Origin of the sequence: Dyadobacter crusticola DSM 16708, from assembly GCF_000701505.1 — a bacterium.
Taxonomy (GTDB): domain Bacteria; phylum Bacteroidota; class Bacteroidia; order Cytophagales; family Spirosomataceae; genus Dyadobacter; species Dyadobacter crusticola.
The window spans coordinates 253,363-271,941 of record NZ_JNJB01000007.1; the positions used below are offsets into that span (position 1 = coordinate 253,363).

An 18,579-nucleotide genomic window follows, 5' to 3' on the forward strand; every position below is an offset into this window, starting at 1 on the left:
CTATGTTGAGCGGGTATAGAGTAGTTCTTCAATCGTATTCGAAAAATTATGGCGCGAAATCACCTTATGGCCGCTATGCTGCTGCAAAGCCGCTTGTGGCATGCGAGCTGACTCTGCCTCTGCAGGATCAAGAACGAAAGTCGCATTGCCCCTTTCAGCGAGCACTTTCAAACCGAAGGCTCCGTCGGCGCTTGAACCGGAAAAGAGCATTGCGGCTTTAACAGGAATTCCTGAAAATGCCGCGGAAAGAAATGTAGCATCGATGGAAGGTCTTGAAAAAAAATCCTTTTCAGAAGCATCGTAGTAAAACCGCTTGTCGGGACCGATCAGCAGGTGGTAGTCGGGTATGGCAAAATAAATGCTGTCGGGCTCGACCGGGTCCAGATGTTGCGGTTCACTCATAAATACATTCGTTTTATTTCTAAAAATCGCGGGTAACATAGCCGTACTGGCTTTTCCCCTATGCAAAACAAAAACAGCCGCAAATGCCAGCGGGCCTTTGAGGATCTGTAAAATCTCTTCAAAAAGCACCATACTTCCAGCGGATCCTCCGAAGAGTACCAGGCTTAGCGGGTCTGTTTTGCCATAACTCATTTAATTTTTTGGTAAATATTCAGTGAACTATCCACAATTCTAAAATACTCCTCAAGTCCCGAATGCCGGAGTGTTTCTCTTTTACCAAGACAAAGAAAGCCCAGAACGCTCAAACTTTCATAAAGCAGCCGGAATACCCGCTGCCTCAGTTCCAATGTAAAATAGATCATTACATTACGACAGCTGATAAACTGAAATTCATTGAACACCCCGTCACCTGTCAGATCGTGCAGTGAAAACACGATATTTTTCCTGATTTCAGGTGAAATCACCGCTTTGTTGTAAGATACATGGTAGTAGTCCGACAACGAATGCTGGCCGGCTGCCTGCATGTAATTTTCAGAGAATGTTCGTACGCTGCCGAGTGTAAAAACACCTTCTCTCGCCGCGGTAAGCACTTTGTTGTTCAAATCCGTAGCGTAGATCAGGGACCGGTCCAGGTACCCTGCCTCTTTCAGCAGGATCGCCATTGAAAATGCCTCTTCGCCCGAGGCACAGCCTGCTACCCACAATCTCAACGCCGGATAGGATTCAAGATAGGTAAAAACCTCGCTTCTGACCTTCATAAAATAGTCCGGGTCACGGAACATCTCTGAATAGTTGACCGTCATTTCCTGGATCAGATCGTAAACAATCCCGCCGCCCGGCGCAATATGCGCCAGCAGCTCATCAAGGTCCATTCGCTTGCTGGTCAGGTACCTGCTTGCTCTTCTCAGAAGCGACGGCCGGGCATAGCCGGAGAAATCGAATCCCGATATTTTCCTGATTTCCGCAATCAGTACTTCAAGTTCTGAATATTCCATTAATACCATATTCACGCAGCTTGCAGCCAGACTTTGATCAGCGACAACAACTTGTCGATATCCACCGGCTTGGAGATATAATCGTTGGCACCTGCGGCAAGACATTGTTCGCGGTCTCCCTGCATTGCCTTCGCCGTGACGGCGATAATGGGCAATGTGGCCCAGCGGCTGTTTTGACGGATAATCCGCGTCGCCTCGATCCCGTCCATTTCGGGCATCATTACGTCCATCAGCACGAGCTCAATGTCAGACAGTTCTTCCAGCTTCCGGATTGCTTCTTTTCCATTCGCCGCAATCTCGATTTTGAAACCAGCATCTTCCAGGACAGCACTTAATGCAAAAATATTGCGCATATCATCATCGGCCAGCAGGATCTTCCGGCCCATAAATGCCTGCTCGGAATAAACCACGCTGCTTTTGAAATTGTCCTGCCTTGGTGTGGCCGGCGTTGCGTTTGCCGGCTGTATCTTTTTGAGAAACAGCTTCACCTCATCAAGCAGGCGGTCGTTAGATTTCTTCGTTTTGATCACAACCGGGTGGGAATACCTCATTACCCGGCTAAGATCAGCCTGCGAAAGATCCTCTGCGGTATTGACAACCACCGGCAGTGATGTCAGCGCGGGGTTCTTTTTAATCTCGTCGAGCAGGTCGAGGCCATTCATATCGGCAAGCCTGATATCGAGGATAATGCCATCTACATGTTCCCGTTGTAAAATCGCGAGTGCCTCCCCGGCCGAGTAGGCGTAAAGTACAAATATGTTGTTCTCGGCCAGGAACTCACCTAGGTATTGGCTTTGGTATGCATCATCTTCGATCAGCAGTATCCTGTGTTTTTCAAGATCCTTGCCTTCGAGTTTCAGCAGGTTGAAAATGTTCAGGGCTGATTTCTGGTCTACCGGCTTTTGCATAAACCCGATCGCACCTTCTTTCAGCACATCGGAGTCGAAATAATCACCGGAAGAAATTGTATGTACCGGAATGAGCTTCGTCTTCGCGTCTGATTTAAGTTCTTTCAAAACCTCGTCGCCAGACATATCGGGCAGGTTCATATCCAGGATAATGGCCGTCGGATTGAATGTTTTTACAAGTTCAAGCGCCGTTTTTCCGTCGGCAGCGAGCTGTACCTCAAACCCGCTATCCCGCGCTTTGGCCGACATATCGGCAGCAAAAACCGCATCGTCTTCGATCAGCAGCAGCCTGTTCTCCTTCAATTCCACAACTGCGGGCACAGCTGGCTTGATCTCCTTTGCAGGCTCAACCGGCTGCTTCACCGCGGCTACGTTCTCCGCAGCTGGGATTTTCAATGTGAATACTGAACCTTTCCCCTGCTCGCTCTTCAACGAAATGGAGCCTTTGAATAAATTGGCAAGTTCGCGGCTGATGGAAAGTCCAAGTCCGGTACCGCCATATTTCCGGCTGGTGGAACCATCAGCCTGCTGGAATGCTTCGAAAATTGCCTTTTGCTTTTCTTCCGGTATCCCGATACCGGAATCAGCCACCTCAAAATGGATATAACCCTCCTCCTGTCTGATTTTCAGCGATACAGTTCCGGGTGCAGAAGTGAACTTAATTGCATTGGAAAGCAGGTTCCGGATAATCTGAAGTAGTCGCACGTAATCGACCAGGAGCACATCAGGGCAGGATTCCTCTTTTTCCAAATGTAAATTCAAACCCTTGTTCTCAGCCACCTTCTGGAATGTATTGCCAACTTCCGACAAGATCAGCCCGGTACTTACCTCTTCATTGATCAGCTCGATCTTACCCGATTCTACCTTTGCGAGATCAAGGATATCATTGATCAGTGTCAGCAGGTCATTCCCGGAATTGTAGATGACCGATGCATACCGCTGCTCCTCCTCATTGAGCCTTTCCCCTTTATTTTCACCCAAAATCCTGGACAGAATGAGGATACTGTTCAATGGCGTGCGAAGCTCGTGGCTCATGTTGGCCAGGAACTCGCTCTTGAACCGGCCGCTTTTTTCGAGCTCGTCTGCTTTTAGCTGTATCTGGTCGCGGGCTGCTTCCAGGGTACCTTTTTGCTCTTCCAGCAAAAATGCCTTCTCTTCCAGTTCCGTGTTGATCTGTCTGAGTTCTTCCTGCTGTACCCGCAGTTCTTCTTCCGACACCTGCAGCAGCGAGGTTTGCCTGGTGAGCTCCTCGTTGGTTACCCGCAGTTCCTCCTGCTGGCTTTCCAGCTCCTCGGCCTGCAGCTGTGTTTTTTCCAGAAGTTCGTTAGCCAGCTCACGTGCCCGCGAGGCCATAATAGCCACCGCGACATTGTCAGAGATCATTTCAAGTACCTTAACTACTTTGTCGCCAGGATCTTTGAGGTAACCTATTTCAAGCACAGCTTTGATCTGCCCGCCGAATGCGAGCGTCTTCAATAACACCGCAGCCGCGTCCGTTTGGCCGCTTGCCGTTCTCAATGCGAGATAAGCGGGTGCCACTTCCAGTTTCTTGAAGCTGATTTTCTCCTCTACAATATGACCCAGCGTTCCGTCCCCGACGCGAAATGATTGTGGCGCCGGATTTGCTTCGCTGGTACCGTAGCTGGCCGCAAGCTCCATGGTATTCCCGGCACGGGTAACTATATACATGACAGCCACATGCGCTTCTGTCAGTTCCACGAGCTTGGTGATCAGCTTGCGCGACAGTTCGGTCAATGTAGGCTCGCCTCGCACTGTTTCTGTCGCTTTTACAGCCGCATCCAATATCCAATTCTTTTCCTGATCTACTAGCGAAAGCAGTTCAAGCTGCCGGTTTGCTTCAAGCGTCAGCTTTTCCGATGCGACCTGCGCATTGTAAGTCCGTCTTATAAAATAGTACAGCAGCAGGATCACGAACAAAAATGCCGATGAACCCATTAAAATGTACTGCTTTGCTTTGGAAGAACTTACGGTCGCATTCTGCTCACGTTCAACAAGTAAACCTTCTTCCAAATTTTCTATCCGGCGAAAGCTGAATTCAAGCTGTGACGAAACGCTCTTGCCGGCAAGTACCAGTTTCCGGATCGTATCCTGGTCGTATGTTCCGGCCTGAAGAAAATCGTACTGGCGGTCCATCAAATCAAGCCGGGTTTGTAAGAGCATCGATAGGGAGTCGACGCGGGTAGCCTGCACATTGTTATCACGCACCAATTTCCGCAGTGCATCAAGTTCTTCCCAAACTTTGTCAATGGACTGCAGATAGCCCGTCTCAAAGGAGCTATGCCTGGTAATTGCATACCCGCGCACGTTGGATTCTGCGGTAAGAAGCTGGTTTTTGAGTGAGGTGGTAGCCCGCATTACCTCTCTCGTGTGGTACACCCAACCTGTATTTTCAAGTTGTATCCTGATTGCATTGTAGGAGGTAAACCCTACAACAAGAACGAGTATGATGGAGAAAGCGATCCCGAGGAAAACCTGTCGTTGGAAGGTTAGGCGCATGGATGAAATATGTTATGAGGAAATCCGCAACGGATAATTTTTGTGAATATCCACAAAAATTATCCATTTACAGCCTCCAACACAGACATTATGTAGCCAGACATAAAGTTTTGTCTACAACAAATTACGGAACTAGTTGGAATCAGCACTAAGAAATATGCTTCGGGTCCGGGAAGTAACGTTTTCGTTATAATGGATCGATCCATTCCGCCGCCTGCTGTTGAAGGTCTACTACCACCCCGCGTGAATGCTTTCCGGTAGACTCATACGCTTTGATCACTTTTCGCAAATGTCTCGCTGGCTCGGTCATATCCTGGCCGCCAGCAAATAACATGAATGCAATAGAGCTATCCGGCATTTGCACCGCGCGGTCTATGTGCAGCAGCTTTCCGCCTGGCATCAGCAGGTCCCGGTTCATTTGAACTTTATTCTGATCACTGTACAAGGTACTTAATGCAGGATGTTCCAGCAGCTTGCCGGCTGCTACCTTGATTTCGACGCTTTCCTTTCTTGTGAAAATACCCTCGGTAACAAGCCTTTCCAAAACTGCCGGCAATTCAGAAACCGACTTTAATCTCGTGAAAAGGTACTTCAACTTCTGGATGTAGTCGTTTTTTGACTCAAATGTATCCACATCGAAAATCCGGTCAGCCATTCTTCTCAGCCGCATTGAATCGGTCCTGTCGTTACTCAAAACTGCCTCCATCACAAATGGAGTTGCTTCCGAACGTACGTGCGCGTGCTTTGGCGTGGAATTCGCCTCGGCGAGGGTATAAACGGAAATGTTCTCGTCCCACTCCGGCTTGAAACCCTGCTGTGAAAAATAGTCTTTCAGCCAATTGTTGATCTGGCTCCCTACATTCCAGTTCCGTTCCCTTTTGGCCAGAATATACAGGCGCTGCACGGGCCGGGTGAATGCAACGTAGAGTAAATTAAGGTTTTCGACCAAAACTCGCGTTTTCTCATTCTGGTACTGCGTTGCAGCTTTTGTATTTTCAAGCTCTTTAATCACCGAAACCATAGACGTTTTCAGGCTTTTCGGATCATAATCAGGGGATTGCGACAGATGCAGCTCTTCATAGTCCATTCCTTCCAGATCGAGCCAGAGCCGGTCAAGCCGCGCATTCGGGGTAACTTTCCAGTTGGCATAAGGGATGATGACCACGGGATATTCCAGTCCTTTCGACTTGTGTATCGTGGTGATCCTCACGGCGTCGGTACCCTCGGGAATGGTGATCGACAGTTTATTCCGTGCACTGTCCCAATAGGTTAGGAAATCGCCGAGGTGGTTGCTCTTGCGGTTACCAAATTCAAGCACCACATCAAGAAAACGGAACAGGTATTCGGTCTCAAAACCATTTTCGAGCAGACCGAAGCGTTTCATTAGTTGCTCGCTTAGTTCAAATACTGAAAGCTGCCGCAGCCTGAATGAAGTCAGCTGAATGTCCCAGCGCCTGAAATAGGCCAGAAATGAATCGAGCCCTTTTTCCTCTACCAACATCCGGATCTGCTCATAATCCGAAGGCGCAGGCGCCTCTCTCCGGATAATGTGGTGGAACAGATAAGCAGCCTCGTACCGCGCCAGCCTGTGATCGGAGCTGTGCAGGACTTTCATAAATGAAATGATGAAATGGACGGAGCGGGAATAGCTGAGCGAAAGTGCGTCGTCAGAAATCAGCGGGTAACCTGCCTCTTTCATGAAGTTGGCCAGCGCAGTCGCTTCTTTTTTCCTTCGACATAAAATGGCCATATCCCGCCAGTTGTAGCCTTCTGATCTGAGTTTCGCGACAATTTCGAGCGTGCGCCTGATCATGCCGTCCACAGCACCTTCTGTGTCGATATTATCTTCTGTATGCTCGCCCAGATCCATAAACTCTACTTCTACATGCCCGCCCACAGGCGCTTCATCAGGAATCTCCTGCTGGAAGTTCTGGTCGTAAACCTCTTTGATCAATGGATATTCGTCACCCAGCAAGTCCGCTACAAACCCGAAAAACGCATTGTTAAATGCAGTTATCTCGCGGTAACTGCGTCTGTTTACTTTCAGGTGGTTTACATTGAGGTAGTTATTCAGACTGACCAATCGTTCCGCATGGTAAGTATTGTCGCCGAAAACCGAGGCGAGCTGCATTACCTGGCTCTGCGCCAGGTTCAGGATCAGGTCCATATCCCCGCCACGGAACCGGTAAATGGACTGTTTTGCGTCGCCGACCACCAGGCTGAAATACCCGCCTGACAAGGCATTCTCAATCAATGGCAGCAAATTGGCAAACTGCAGCTTGGAAGTATCCTGGAATTCATCCACCAGAATGTGGTTGTACTTTTCACCCAGCCTTTCAAAAATGAATGGAACAGGCTCTCTGGCCACGATCTCGACAATTTTACGGTTGAAATCAGAAATGTGTACCTGATTGTTTTGTCTCAGCAGGATGTCAAACTCTTTTCTGATTTCTCCTAATAACGAAAGCTGGTAAATGTGCTTTTCGAGCTGATTATACAGGATTATCTTACCAGATTCGGAAGTACGCATGTTTTCAATCTGGTGGAAATAGTTTTCCAGATCTGTCCTTACGCGCTCAATTTCATCTTTAATCAAAATAGCGGTTTTAGCGCCGTACCAGACACCCTCGCCTATTGTTTTGTAAACATAGGAATTCGGCTCCGCCCAAAGCTTTTTGTTTTCGGACCTGTCACGGAAGTACCCATAAATGCCCCGACCGCTCTGGTGAAAGTCTTTCTCGGTCAGAAATGTGGATTGGATCAATTCAAATGCATTCTTTGCGAGTCGCAAAATGGTAGCCTCCCGCTCGCGGACATAGCCGCGCATCTGGTTCCTGATTGCGATCCAGTCTTCCATTTTGAGGTTCTCCACCCGCTTCATTTGCAGGTAGCTCTGCTCGTTAAGCAATGTGCCCGACGTTTCGCGGATCTGCATCGGCAGCGTGCCCCAGCTTTTACCCTCTTCCGCATTCTCCCGATAGTATTTCTCAACGATATCCGTCAGTACTTCCTCACCCTCCTGCCCGATTCGCGACAATAGCCTGTCGACGGCATCATCAAGCAGATCACTATCCAATTGGGTCTCGAAAATGAATGGGATCCCCAACTCGTCGGTAAAGCTGCTGATCAGTCTTTGCGTAAACTTATCAATGGTCATTACCGAAAAATCGGAGTACCGGTGCAGAATTTGACCAAAAACCGCATTGGCACGCTGACTGAGCAATTTGGAAGCTTCGTGCAGCAACTCCGGATCCCGCTCTGTATCGGGGTAAAGTTCGCTGATCACATCCTGCATCATCGGGTGCAGCTTGCCGCCTTTCCCCTGCCACTCCGCAAAAGTGCGCAGCATCAGCAGAATGCGGTCTTTCATTTCGTTGGCAGCCGCATTGGTGAATGTAACTGCGAGAATGTTCTTGAAATAGGTATCTGCACTGTTGCTTAATGCCAGTTTCAGATATTCTTTGGTCAGCGTGTAAGTCTTGCCCGACCCGGCCGATGAACTATATACTTTAAACACTCGAGAAAACTTTTGGAGAAACAGTCAGGAACTACCGGGCAATTTAAATAAAAAAAGCAGGCGTAAACCTGCTTTAGTGACTTCGGGAAACCATGGCTGGCAGCTATAAATTAAAGCGGATACCTGCCGAAAGATTAGGGCTCAGATAGAATGGGCGTGGTACTAATTCCAGATAGGTACCACCTTCCAGGAAAACGGAAATGCGGTTATCAGGTATGTAATACTCGAACCCACCCAATACAGAGCCGCCGAGCGAAATGTCTTTTTCATAATTGCCGCTCAATCTTTTGGGGTAAGCGCGACGGCTGTTCAGCTGCCCGCCCAGCCCGTAATAAACGTGCACGGTTTCGGAGTTGAAAACCGGAGTATGCCACAGGTAATGCACCTGAACTGACACGCCGGTATTCTTGTAGATACCTTCGTCACCGCGATATTTACGATCTTTTGACAGTACGCCGCCGTAAGTGCCGACTGTCACATCGAGTGCGTGAATGTTGTTGAAATACTTGCGGATGTTGATACCGGTAGGTTCGCCTAATTTGAAACCAACTGCCCAGTTGTCATATTGGGCTTGGGCCATTCCGAAACAAAGCGTACAGATAAACGTCAAGGCTAATTTCTTCATAATTGTTTGATCGGGGAAATAGATATGCTGAGTATGCTATGCAATAACGTTTTTCTGTTTGAAATTCTTTAAAGATTCAATCAAAACTTCATTTTCTTTCTGTGTTCCGACTGTAATACGCAGGCAACCTTCACAAAGATGTACGCGTGACCGGTCGCGCACAATGATCGCCTCGCTGATCAGATAGTCCATCACCGCTTTTGCGTCTTCAAACTGGACAAGCAGAAAGTTGGCGTCCGTGGGGTGTATTTTGACTACTGTCGGCAAATTCAGCAGCATATTCTGCAAAGCTGTTCTTTGCGCAAGGATATCCGCCACCATCTCGTCTTTGAATGCAGGGTTTTGTAATCCTTGTAAAAGTGCATTTTGAGCAGGCAAGCTGATATTGTATGGTGGCTTGATCTTGTTCAGAATGCGTATCAGCTCAGCTGAGGCAAAACACATACCAATCCGCAGTCCCGCAAGTCCCCAGGCTTTTGAAAATGTTTGCAGAACAACCAGGTTTGCGTATTCATCGAGCCGCTGAACCCACGAAAGTTTGTCGGTAAAATCAATGTAAGCTTCGTCCACAACCACCAGACCATTGAAGTTTTTCAGAATCGTTTCAATGGCTTCATCCTGCATATTGTTGCCCGTCGGATTGTTAGGAGAACATATCCAGATAATCTTTGTGTGTTCGCCCACTGCACTCAAAACTGCTTCTACGTCAATCTGATAATCGCGTGTGAGCGGGGCTTTATCAATGCGGACATCGTGAATGGAGGCACTTACTTCATACATGCCGTAAGTTGGCGGCATAATGATCACGTGATCCTGGCCCGGCGTACAAGCCGCGCGCGTGAGCAGATCGATCGGCTCGTCGCTTCCATTTCCGAGGAAAATGCGGTTGGGTTCTACCTGTTTTATATTCGATATCAACTTCTTGATCTCAGCCTGATACGGATCGGGATAACGGTTGTAGTTCTCAGTAGTTACTGAACCGTACGGATTTTCATTTGCGTCGAGAAAAACACCTTCATGTCCGGTATATTCATCTCTTGCAGAAGAATAAGGAGCCAGTGTGCGGATGTGTGGCCGCAGTATTGTTTTTAGGTCAAAAGTGTTGTTCATTCTATTTTGTACGGCGATATACCGTTTTTATTTCTTTACCCGAGATGTAAATAATCTCAAATCAAACTCAAAAGGCTCCTTTCCTACCACCTTGATTTCACTTGCATGCTCGTGTGCAGGATTGATCAGGAAATTGTATTCCGATTTAACTACAATGGAAGGTACCCTGCATAAAAGCGTTTTTTTGTCTTTCACCCATTGATCTCCGGTATCCTTCGTCCAGTACTCCTCTTCCTTCCAGTCCTGTATCATGTAAGGCACAGTTGGCGTCGCCATTGCATCCGGCACATAAAGTACCACGATTACATACTCAGGCGGCGGCACTGATTTGTTCAGATGCACCAGCACTTCGAGCATGGCAAGAGAACGATGTGAGGCGGTATACAGCATATGATGACCGGGTGAGTTCCACCTGCCGCCATGCCGGAATGCACCAATACCAGTCAGATCATCCTGGTACTCGACCCGTGAAATCCGGAACAGCTCCATCAGGCAAAAATACCGTGCTCAATACGCCCCAGCTCTGTTTTGATCAGCTCGATACCTGCGTGCGTTTTGAGAAAATGGATCGGACATTCGTTGCCGAGAGAGGGGACCGGGCTGGTAAGCCAGCTTTTGAAATAATCTTTGGACAAGACAGTAACCCCGACAGAGAAAAGATCTGCTAATGCAATCAGATGATCGGAAACTACATTGCTGAGTAAGTCCTCTTCTTCATAGCGTTGCAGGTTCCTTGCAGTAACCGGCAAAAGGTCGATTATTTCTTTGGGATCCATGCCAATCGAGCTTGCCAAATGCTGAATAGAAGCCTTGGGTACGCCATTCGTGGCGAGATAAGCCAGGTCAAAATCATTGTTGACGCGATGTTTGAGAACTCCGTAGCCGCCCAAACGCTCATTTACCATTCGTACTGTCATAAGCTCATCAGGAAAAATGTCTCTAAATATACGACATTTTTCCTGACTTTCAAATTCATTCAAAGCTTTTCAGCCTCAGACTAACCGCCTTCCGGTGCGCTTCGAGCGATTCTGCTTCGGCCATTATTTCGACGGTCGGGCCGATATTCCGGATACCTTCTTCTGTAATGTGCTGTACTGTAATCTTTTTAACAAAACTATCTACCGAAACGCCGCTGTAAGCTCTTGCATATCCGTTTGTAGGCAATGTGTGGTTGGTACCGGATGCATAGTCGCCGCAGGACTCGGGCGTGTAATTACCCAGGAATATAGAACCCGCGTTGACAATCTTTTCAGCAACTTGCTCCGCATTGGCCACACTTAAAATCAGGTGCTCTGCGGCGTACTGGTTTAACAAATCAATTGCATCAGTTTCATTATCAAGCAAAATGGCTTTGCTGTGCGCAATTGCCTGTCCCGCGAAATCGCGGCGTGGTAATTTTTCCAGCTGGGAAACCAAGGCCAAGTTTACTGCCGACAACAGATTTTTACTGGTAGAAACAAGCAATACCTGGCTGTCTGGGCCGTGCTCTGCCTGTGACAAGAGATCCGAAGCCACAAATGCGGGCACGGCAGTATCGTCTGCATAAACAGCCACTTCGGACGGTCCGGCTGGCATATCAATGGAAACACCCTGGCTGTTCACCAGCATTTTAGCTGCTGTGACATACTGGTTTCCAGGTCCGAATATCTTGTAAACCTTCGGAATACTCTCGGTTCCGTAAGCCATTGCGGCAATCGCCTGCGCGCCGCCTACCCTGAAAGCTTTGGTTACGCCTACCAGGCTGGCCGCGTACAAAATTGCAGGATTGTCGGAGGGTGTACACAAGATAATCTCCTTACAGCCAGCTATTTTGGCGGGTATACCCAGCATTAATACCGTACTGAATAAGGGCGCAGAGCCGCCGGGAATGTAGATGCCGACTTTTTCAATACCTACACTTTTCCGCCAGCAAAAAACGCCGGGCATGGTTTCGATCTTCTGCGGGGCTTGCAGCTGTACTTCGTGGAATTTATAGATATTGGCATAAGCCTGCGCAATCGCAGCTTTTAGTAGTTCGTCAAGCTGACTGCCCGCATTCGCAATTGCTTCATCTGAGAATGCGATTTCTTCCAGCGTTACTTTGTCAAATTGCAGGGTAAGATCCCTGATCGCCTGGTCGCCTTCGCTCCTTACTTTTTCAAGTATCGGCAAAACCTTGGCTTCGATATCCTTTGTTTCCTGAACCGGGCGGGTCAGCAAAGAAGCCCATTGGTCCCGGTCCGGAAATGGAATGATGTTCATAATCAAATAGAAAGTGTAACCGTTTGGCCGGTCATTACTGAATCATTTTCTCAATGGGGATAACCAGAATACCCTCGGCTCCTGCCTGACGGATCTTCTCAATGTTTTCCCAGAATTCATTTTCATTGATCACCGAATGCAGGGAGCACCAGCCTTCCGTCGCCAATGGTAAAACCGTCGGCGAACGCATTCCCGGCAGGAACTTGGATATGGTTTCAACCGCCTCAGTCGGACAGTTAAGCAGAATATATTTGTTGTTTTTAGCTGCCTGAACCGATTTGATCCGGAATAAAAGCTGATCCAGCAAATTCTGCTGTGTAGCCGAAAGTTGCTTGCTGGCAATCATCACCGCCTCAGAGCGGAATATAGTCTCCACTTCTTTCAATCCATTGCTCAGCAAAGTACTTCCCGAGCTGACAATGTCGCAAACTGCATCGGCCAAACCGATACTAGGTGCAATTTCAACAGAGCCGCTGATCTCGTGGATCTGCGCTGTGACGCCATTTGAGCTCAGGTATTTTTCAAGAAGACGCGGATAAGTGGTCGCGATGCTCTTTCCTTCCAAATCCTGCACACCTTTATACTGGTGCTCACGCAGCACACCGATCGACAATCTGCATTTAGAAAAACCCAGTTTGTGGACTGTGTCAACGTTTTTGTCCGATTCTTCCGAAACGTTTTCGCCAACTATACCCAGATGCGCCACGCCGTCTTCCACGTAACCCGGAATATCATCGTCGCGCAGGAACAATATCTCGGCGGGAAAGTTGGTTGCGTCTGTTTTCAGCTTGCCGGCGCCGTTGTCAAAGCGGATTCCACATTCTTTGATCAGCTTCAATGAATCCTCGCTGAGCCTTCCTGATTTCTGTATTGCAATTCTTAGAATTTCGTCGTTCATTTTAAATGCAGCTGCCGGGCAGCCAGTGAAAAGTGCCTAATTAGGGTTTTATATTAACTGGGTAATTGAAGCTATGATATCTTCCAAAGATAATTTTTGCTGCTCGCCGCTCTTCATGTTTTTAAGGGTAAGCAAGCCCGACTGCATTTCGTCCGATCCCACGAGGATCACGAACGGAATGCTTTTGCGGTCGGCATAATCAAGCTGCTTTTTTAACTTGACAGAATCCGGATAGATTTCTGCATTGATTCCGGCGTTCCTGAGTTTGGGTAAAATCGTCAAACCGTACTTGAATGCTTCCTCGTCGAAGTTGGAGATCATCACTTTGGTACTCGTTTGCTGACTCTCCGGAAAGAGGCCCAACTCTTCCATTACGTCGTAAATGCGATCTACACCCAGCGAGATACCTACCCCGGAAATGCCGGGCAAGCCGAAAGTACCAGTGAGGTTATCGTAGCGGCCGCCTCCCGATATGCTGCCTATCTGTACATTTTTGGCTTTAACCTCGAAAATGGCGCCTGTATAGTAGGAAAGACCACGCGCCAAAGTAACGTCGAATTCAATCTGCGGGTTTTCGAGACCGAGCAATTTTACCATTGCCCATACTTCCTCCAATTCCTGAATACCTTTTAATCCGATCTCCGAATCAGCAAGCCAGTTTCTCAATTCAGCAAAAGGCTCTTTCTCATTCGAAAGCGCGAAAATCGGCTCCAATGCAGTCACGCTCTGTTCCGAAAAGCCTCTTTCGAGCAGCTCTTCCACTACTTTTTCCTGACCGATCTTATCCAGCTTATCAATAGCAACACACAGCGGGCCTTCCATTCCGTGCGCCCCTACTTTGTCTGCAATGCCGGTCAGGATCTTTCTGTTATTTATTTTAACCACAAAATCCTTGATACCTAATGCAGGCAGGATATCATGTAAAAGCGTCACGATTTCGGCTTCACAAAGCAGCGAATCGGTTCCTACTACATCGGCATCGCATTGGTAAAACTCACGGTACCTTCCTTTTTGAGGACGGTCGGCGCGCCAAACCGGCTGGATCTGGTACCTTTTAAAAGGCATAGCCAGCGTACCCCGGTTCATCACCACGTACCGTGCAAAAGGAACGGTAAGGTCGTAACGCAAACCCTTTTCAGAAATTTTGGTGGTCAGCGGCTTGTAGCCCGCACTCCAATCTGCATCAGAAAGCTTGCCGCTGAAATCGCCTGAGTTCAATATTTTGAATAACAGCTGGTCACCCTCCTCGCCGTATTTACCCATTAAAACAGACAGGTTTTCGAATGCGGGTGTTTCCAGGGGCAGGAACCCGTAACGTTGGAAGGAGCGGCGGATCGTATCGAAAATAAAAGTCCGCTTCACCATTTGTTCTGGACCGAAGTCACGGGTTCCGCGGGCAAGGGATGGTTTACTCATTATAATATTGGATCAAAAAAATGCCCACCTTATTAGCTGAGCTGCACATTTAGTATGCAGCGCGGACCAGTGCCCGGCGAGGCGATTTGATATGGGTTTGGCGGCTGGCTGGGTGGCAAAGTTAGCCAGCTTATGCAATATTTGTGATGATAGCCTGCATTATTTAATAGAAAATGATTAATTTCGCGGCTCTTTCACAAAACAATATTTTACAATGGGAGTTACGGAATTGAAACGTAAAGGACGCAGAAACAAGGCGGTAGCTAATAACCGTACTGCTAAGATCAAAGATCTTTTACGTAAACCAGAGGTTCGCAATGTCGATGTGGAGGCAATTAAGGCGCAGTTTGAAGCTAACAAAAAATAAAATTGGCCTCTCCTAAATTATTCAACTAGTCCTGTCAATCTGCTTTGATAGGGCTTTTTGCTTTTTTGGCCGATTTAGATTTCCCTGATGGTTTGGTGTTGACCTTGCGTGTAAGCTGACGCATGCTCCGGCGGGTCTCGCGGCGGACGTGCAGCAAAATTCGGAAACGAAGCGCCTCGCCGAACATAATCAGCCCGCCATTGATCAAAGCCAGACTGTACAAACCAAGAACAACCCACACCTGAGTAGGCTCACCAATGCGCCGCTCGTGGGCAGCCTGGCTGAGCACGGTAAGACCGAAGCTGAAAAGAATCAATCCGCATGGAGCTAGAATCATCCATTTGGTGCGTGTTGACATTTTCTTTATCAGTCTCTTACCCGGTGGTTTTGGATCAATCGATGGGATCATTCAGTATTTTTAAAACTTATGATCCTAAAATTATTAATTTTTAGTTAATTGACTTAATGAAATCCATCATTAGTTTAGTATTAAGGTACATTCCCCGACCCTATCTTCAATTGGTCGGACATTGGGCAGCACGTTTTCTGAGTATCTTCTATATAGGCGACAAGGTTCAGTGCCCTGTTTGTGACAATCATTACCGCAAATTTCTTCCTTACGGCCGGAATACATCGAGCCGTGAAAATGCATTGTGCCCGGGCTGTCTTTCCCTGGAACGTCACCGTTTAATGGGCTTGTACCTTAAACAAAAGACTAACTTTTTCACAGCCAACCTGAAAGTCCTCCACGTTGCCCCGGAGTATTGCTTTATCGACAGGTTTGAGAAAATGAAAAACCTGGATTACATCACCGCAGATATTGAGTCTCCACTGGCGAAAGTGAAGATGGACATCCATCAGATTCCCTTTCCTGATAATACATTCGATGTTGCATTTTGTAACCACGTAATGGAGCACGTTGATGACTATGTTCTTGCAATGAGCGAGTTACATCGTGTTTTAAAGCCAGGCGGCTGGGCATTGATCCAATCCCCGCAGGATATGAAGTATGCCACAACTTACGAGGACCCCACGATCACAGACCCGAAAGAGCGCGAAAAGCATTTTCTTCAAAACGATCACCTTCGCCTCTTTGGACGTAATTATAACCATGAACTCGAAAAAGGCGGATTTAAGGTGAAAGAAGACCGCTTTGTAATGGAAGAACTTTCGAAGGCTGAGGTAAAGAAATATGCTTTACCGGAGGAGGAAATTGTTTATTTCTGTCAGAAATAGGCAGATCTGGACTGATCAGGAAGGATACTCGATTGCGGCGCCGGTTTCCCGGTGAGATTTCTTCTCCCAAATGCGTTTCCAGCCTTCCTGTAAAAACCCGGTGCCGTAGCCAAAAAGCTGCACGAATGCCGCGCCAATCGCGAGAAATGCCACATTCAGCTGTTTCGTTTTAATCAAAGCATCTGTAAAGAGCAGCAGCACGTAGAAAAGCAGGAATGCCGCTCCCAGGTAGAAAAAAGGTTTGAACACAAAAAACCAAACCGGAATGCTGCACACGGCGAGTGTAAAAATCAGCGGAAATGCGTGTACCAGCTTCAATTCATCGGGATAGAACCGGGCTATGTTGATGCGGGCGCGACCGAAAAATTTCAGCTGCCGAAAAAACGGGATAAACTTCGTTCTGCGTTTGTGGTAAATAAAAGCTTCGGGAATCAGCGTGGAGCGAAAGCCTAACCGGATCGCCGCAATGGCGAAAAGGATATCCTCCCCCATTCTGCTCGTCAGAAAGCCGCCCGTGCGCTCCCAAACTTGCCTGGAAAGCCCCATATTGAAGCTGCGCGGGTGAAATGTGCCACCCATATTCGACTTCTTCCCACGAATTCCGCCTGTTGTAAACAGCGAAGTCATCGAATAGCTGATTGCCTTCTGAATGGGTGTAAACGAAGGGTGATCTGTGTCCGGCCCGCCGTAAAGATCTACGTAGCTGGTATTTAAATGGGTATCTACTATTTGCAAGTAATCCGGTTCGATCAGCGCATCAGAGTCCAAAAGAATGAAGTAATCGCCCGAAGCACGTTCGAAACCGTGATTCCGGGCGAAACCCTGTCCGCCATTTTCTTTAAAAAAATACTTAATATCAAGCCTCTCGCGAAATGCGGCAACCACCGCATCAGCCCTGAGCTTTGAACCATCTTCAACCACAATTACTTCGAAATGCTTGATCGTTTGCTTCACCAGACATTCCAGCAGTTCCTGCAACTCGTCCGGACGATTGTAAACAGGGATAATGAAGGAATAAAAACGCATTTCGAAGCCGGTATTTAGATTGACAGTATTTCTTTCAACGATTCTTCGTTCGCCTGAATGATCAGATCCAAATGTCGGTCGGTCAACGCGGTTGACAAGAACATACTTTCAAATTGCGACGGCCCCAGGTAAATTCCTTTGTTGAGCATCGCGTGGAAGTACCTTCCGAATAACACCAGGTCAGATGTTTTCGCAGACGGGAAATCAGTTACCTGCTGATTGGTGAAAAACAACGTGTACATGGAGCCAATCTGGTTCAATGTGTAATCCAATCCCAGCTTTCGCATGGAATTTTTGAATCCGTCAGCCAGCTTCTCTCCTGAATCTTCCAGCTGCGCATATACTTCCGGGTGTTCATTAAGATAGTCAAGCATTGTGAGGCCCGCAGCCATTGCAATTGGATTACCAGACAACGTACCAGCTTGATACACAGGCCCTGCCGGTGACACCCAGTTCATAATTTCAGCCCTGCCGCCGTATGCTCCTACCGGCATTCCTCCACCTATTATTTTTCCTAACGTCGTTAGATCCGGCGTAATTCCGAATCTTTCCTGCGCGCCGCCCTTTGCTAGACGGAATCCTGTCATTACTTCGTCGAGAATCAATACGATCCCTTCTTCATCACAAATCCGGCGCAGACCCTGAAGGAAACCTTCTGCAGGTAGTACGCAGCCCATATTGCCTACTACTGGCTCCAATATCAATGCAGCGATTTTGTTTTTATTCGCATCCACCAATAGCTGAACCGCATCGAGGTTATTGAACGGTGCAGTCAACGTGTCGTTTGCTACCCCGCTCGTCACACCCGGACTGTCAGGCGTACCAAAAGTGGCGGCGCCGCTTCCGGCTGCAATGAGGAAACTGTCTCCGTGGCCGTGATAGCAGCCTTCAAACTTAATGATCTTATCCCGACCGGTGAATCCACGCGCCACGCGAATGGCGGACATAGTAGCTTCTGTGCCTGAATTTACCATTCTGACCTTTTCAATGGAAGGTACCATGCCTACAATGCGTTCTGCAACCTCAACTTCCCGGCGCGTGGGCGCTCCAAAGGAAAATGAATGCTGAATGGCATCCGAAACAGCTTTTTGTATAAGTTCATTAGCGTGGCCAAGGATCATCGGCCCCCACGAATTGATCAGCTCGATGTATTCATTTCCGTCTTCATCATAGACATACGGACCTTTGGCTGATTTTATGAAAATAGGCGAGCCGCCTACTGCACGAAACGCTCTTACCGGCGAGTTAACCCCGCCCGGAATGTATTTCTGCGCATTCTCAAATAAGCTCTGACTTGTTGAAGTGTTCATTCTGGAATCGT

At 47.9% G+C, this 18,579-nt stretch carries 16 protein-coding genes; 2 read left to right on the forward strand and 14 right to left on the reverse strand.

Annotated elements, in window-relative coordinates; translation table 11 throughout:
* The 11 genes from Q369_RS0111555 to hisS form a co-directional block, all read right to left on the reverse strand.
* Positions 1-594, reverse strand: a complete 594-nt coding sequence (locus Q369_RS0111555) for a chemotaxis protein CheB (protein WP_031527965.1) — start codon at positions 592-594, stop codon at positions 1-3.
* Positions 591-1,397: a CheR family methyltransferase gene (locus tag Q369_RS0111560; RefSeq protein ID WP_229206812.1), complete on the reverse strand. Its 807-nt coding sequence runs from the start codon at positions 1,395-1,397 to the stop codon at positions 591-593. The genes Q369_RS0111555 and Q369_RS0111560 overlap by 4 nt, the downstream gene beginning before the upstream one ends.
* Positions 1,398-1,408: 11 nt before the next feature.
* Positions 1,409-4,822, reverse strand: a complete 3,414-nt coding sequence (locus Q369_RS0111565) for a response regulator (protein ID WP_031527967.1) — start codon at positions 4,820-4,822, stop codon at positions 1,409-1,411.
* 187 nt (positions 4,823-5,009) lie between these two features.
* Positions 5,010-8,339 carry a UvrD-helicase domain-containing protein gene (locus tag Q369_RS0111570; RefSeq protein WP_031527968.1) on the reverse strand — a complete coding sequence of 1,110 codons (3,330 nt, stop codon included), beginning with the start codon at positions 8,337-8,339 and terminating at the stop codon, positions 5,010-5,012.
* A 103-nt stretch (positions 8,340-8,442) separates the two neighbouring features.
* Positions 8,443-8,964: a hypothetical protein gene (locus Q369_RS0111575; RefSeq protein WP_031527969.1), complete on the reverse strand. Its 522-nt coding sequence runs from the start codon at positions 8,962-8,964 to the stop codon at positions 8,443-8,445.
* A 36-nt stretch (positions 8,965-9,000) separates the two neighbouring features.
* Entirely contained in the window at positions 9,001-10,074 is a 1,074-nt protein-coding gene (gene hisC / locus Q369_RS0111580; RefSeq protein ID WP_031527970.1) for a histidinol-phosphate transaminase, read from the reverse strand.
* Positions 10,075-10,101: 27 nt separating this feature from the next.
* Complete coding sequence (locus Q369_RS0111585) at positions 10,102-10,563, reverse strand: RES family NAD+ phosphorylase (RefSeq protein WP_031527971.1); 462 nt, start codon at positions 10,561-10,563, stop codon at positions 10,102-10,104.
* Complete coding sequence (locus Q369_RS0111590; RefSeq protein ID WP_031527972.1) at positions 10,563-10,991, reverse strand: Xre family toxin-antitoxin system antitoxin; 429 nt, start codon at positions 10,989-10,991, stop codon at positions 10,563-10,565. Before Q369_RS0111590 ends, Q369_RS0111585 begins: the two co-directional genes overlap by 1 nt.
* Before the next feature lie 55 nt (positions 10,992-11,046).
* Positions 11,047-12,315, reverse strand: coding sequence for a histidinol dehydrogenase (gene hisD, locus Q369_RS0111595; RefSeq protein WP_031527973.1), 1,269 nt, complete (start codon positions 12,313-12,315; stop codon positions 11,047-11,049).
* A gap of 34 nt (positions 12,316-12,349) precedes the next feature.
* Positions 12,350-13,213 (reverse strand): ATP phosphoribosyltransferase, encoded by an 864-nt coding sequence (gene hisG / locus Q369_RS0111600; protein WP_031527974.1) that lies wholly within the window; start codon positions 13,211-13,213, stop codon positions 12,350-12,352.
* A 48-nt stretch (positions 13,214-13,261) separates the two neighbouring features.
* A complete protein-coding gene (hisS, locus tag Q369_RS0111605; RefSeq protein ID WP_031527975.1) occupies positions 13,262-14,629 on the reverse strand; it encodes a histidine--tRNA ligase in 1,368 nt (455 codons plus the stop codon).
* Positions 14,630-14,843: 214 nt separating this feature from the next.
* Between hisS and Q369_RS29260 the strand changes: the two genes are divergently transcribed.
* Positions 14,844-14,996 carry a hypothetical protein gene (locus tag Q369_RS29260; protein ID WP_166444435.1) on the forward strand — a complete coding sequence of 51 codons (153 nt, stop codon included), beginning with the start codon at positions 14,844-14,846 and terminating at the stop codon, positions 14,994-14,996.
* Positions 14,997-15,030: 34 nt separating this feature from the next.
* Here the strand turns inward: Q369_RS29260 and Q369_RS0111615 are convergent, their stop codons facing one another.
* Positions 15,031-15,405 carry a hypothetical protein gene (locus tag Q369_RS0111615; protein ID WP_031527976.1) on the reverse strand — a complete coding sequence of 125 codons (375 nt, stop codon included), beginning with the start codon at positions 15,403-15,405 and terminating at the stop codon, positions 15,031-15,033.
* A 56-nt stretch (positions 15,406-15,461) separates the two neighbouring features.
* On the opposite strand from Q369_RS0111615, the gene Q369_RS0111620 reads away from it, so the two are divergent.
* The gene (locus Q369_RS0111620) at positions 15,462-16,232 is read left to right on the forward strand and encodes a class I SAM-dependent methyltransferase (RefSeq protein ID WP_031527977.1); all 771 of its coding nucleotides are present in this window, start codon (positions 15,462-15,464) and stop codon (positions 16,230-16,232) included.
* Between the two features lie 15 nt (positions 16,233-16,247).
* Here the strand turns inward: Q369_RS0111620 and Q369_RS0111625 are convergent, their stop codons facing one another.
* Together Q369_RS0111625 and hemL are read right to left on the reverse strand one after the other, a co-directional pair.
* A complete protein-coding gene (locus tag Q369_RS0111625; protein WP_031527978.1) occupies positions 16,248-17,258 on the reverse strand; it encodes a glycosyltransferase family 2 protein in 1,011 nt (336 codons plus the stop codon).
* A 14-nt stretch (positions 17,259-17,272) separates the two neighbouring features.
* Positions 17,273-18,568: a glutamate-1-semialdehyde 2,1-aminomutase gene (gene hemL / locus Q369_RS0111630; protein WP_031527979.1), complete on the reverse strand. Its 1,296-nt coding sequence runs from the start codon at positions 18,566-18,568 to the stop codon at positions 17,273-17,275.
* Positions 18,569-18,579: the final 11 nt, after the last annotated feature.

Excerpts from the sequence above, each read along its gene's own strand:
- Q369_RS29260 (WP_166444435.1), top strand. The coding sequence starts at position 14,844 with ATGGGAGTTACGGAATTGAAACGTAAAGGACGCAGAAACAAGGCGGTA.
- Q369_RS0111565 (WP_031527967.1), bottom strand. The coding sequence starts at position 4,822 with ATGCGCCTAACCTTCCAACGACAGGTTTTCCTCGGGATCGCTTTCTCC.
- hemL (WP_031527979.1), bottom strand. The coding sequence starts at position 18,568 with ATGAACACTTCAACAAGTCAGAGCTTATTTGAGAATGCGCAGAAATAC.
- hisS (WP_031527975.1), bottom strand. The coding sequence starts at position 14,629 with ATGAGTAAACCATCCCTTGCCCGCGGAACCCGTGACTTCGGTCCAGAA.
- Q369_RS0111625 (WP_031527978.1), bottom strand. The coding sequence starts at position 17,258 with ATGCGTTTTTATTCCTTCATTATCCCTGTTTACAATCGTCCGGACGAG.
- Q369_RS0111560 (WP_229206812.1), bottom strand. The coding sequence starts at position 1,397 with ATGGAATATTCAGAACTTGAAGTACTGATTGCGGAAATCAGGAAAATA.
- Q369_RS0111575 (WP_031527969.1), bottom strand. The coding sequence starts at position 8,964 with ATGAAGAAATTAGCCTTGACGTTTATCTGTACGCTTTGTTTCGGAATG.
- hisD (WP_031527973.1), bottom strand. The coding sequence starts at position 12,315 with ATGAACATCATTCCATTTCCGGACCGGGACCAATGGGCTTCTTTGCTG.
- hisC (WP_031527970.1), bottom strand. The coding sequence starts at position 10,074 with ATGAACAACACTTTTGACCTAAAAACAATACTGCGGCCACACATCCGC.
- Q369_RS0111615 (WP_031527976.1), bottom strand. The coding sequence starts at position 15,405 with ATGATCCCATCGATTGATCCAAAACCACCGGGTAAGAGACTGATAAAG.
- Q369_RS0111585 (WP_031527971.1), bottom strand. The coding sequence starts at position 10,563 with ATGGAGCTGTTCCGGATTTCACGGGTCGAGTACCAGGATGATCTGACT.
- Q369_RS0111620 (WP_031527977.1), top strand. The coding sequence starts at position 15,462 with ATGAAATCCATCATTAGTTTAGTATTAAGGTACATTCCCCGACCCTAT.
- Q369_RS0111590 (WP_031527972.1), bottom strand. The coding sequence starts at position 10,991 with ATGACAGTACGAATGGTAAATGAGCGTTTGGGCGGCTACGGAGTTCTC.
- hisG (WP_031527974.1), bottom strand. The coding sequence starts at position 13,213 with ATGAACGACGAAATTCTAAGAATTGCAATACAGAAATCAGGAAGGCTC.
- Q369_RS0111555 (WP_031527965.1), bottom strand. The coding sequence starts at position 594 with ATGAGTTATGGCAAAACAGACCCGCTAAGCCTGGTACTCTTCGGAGGA.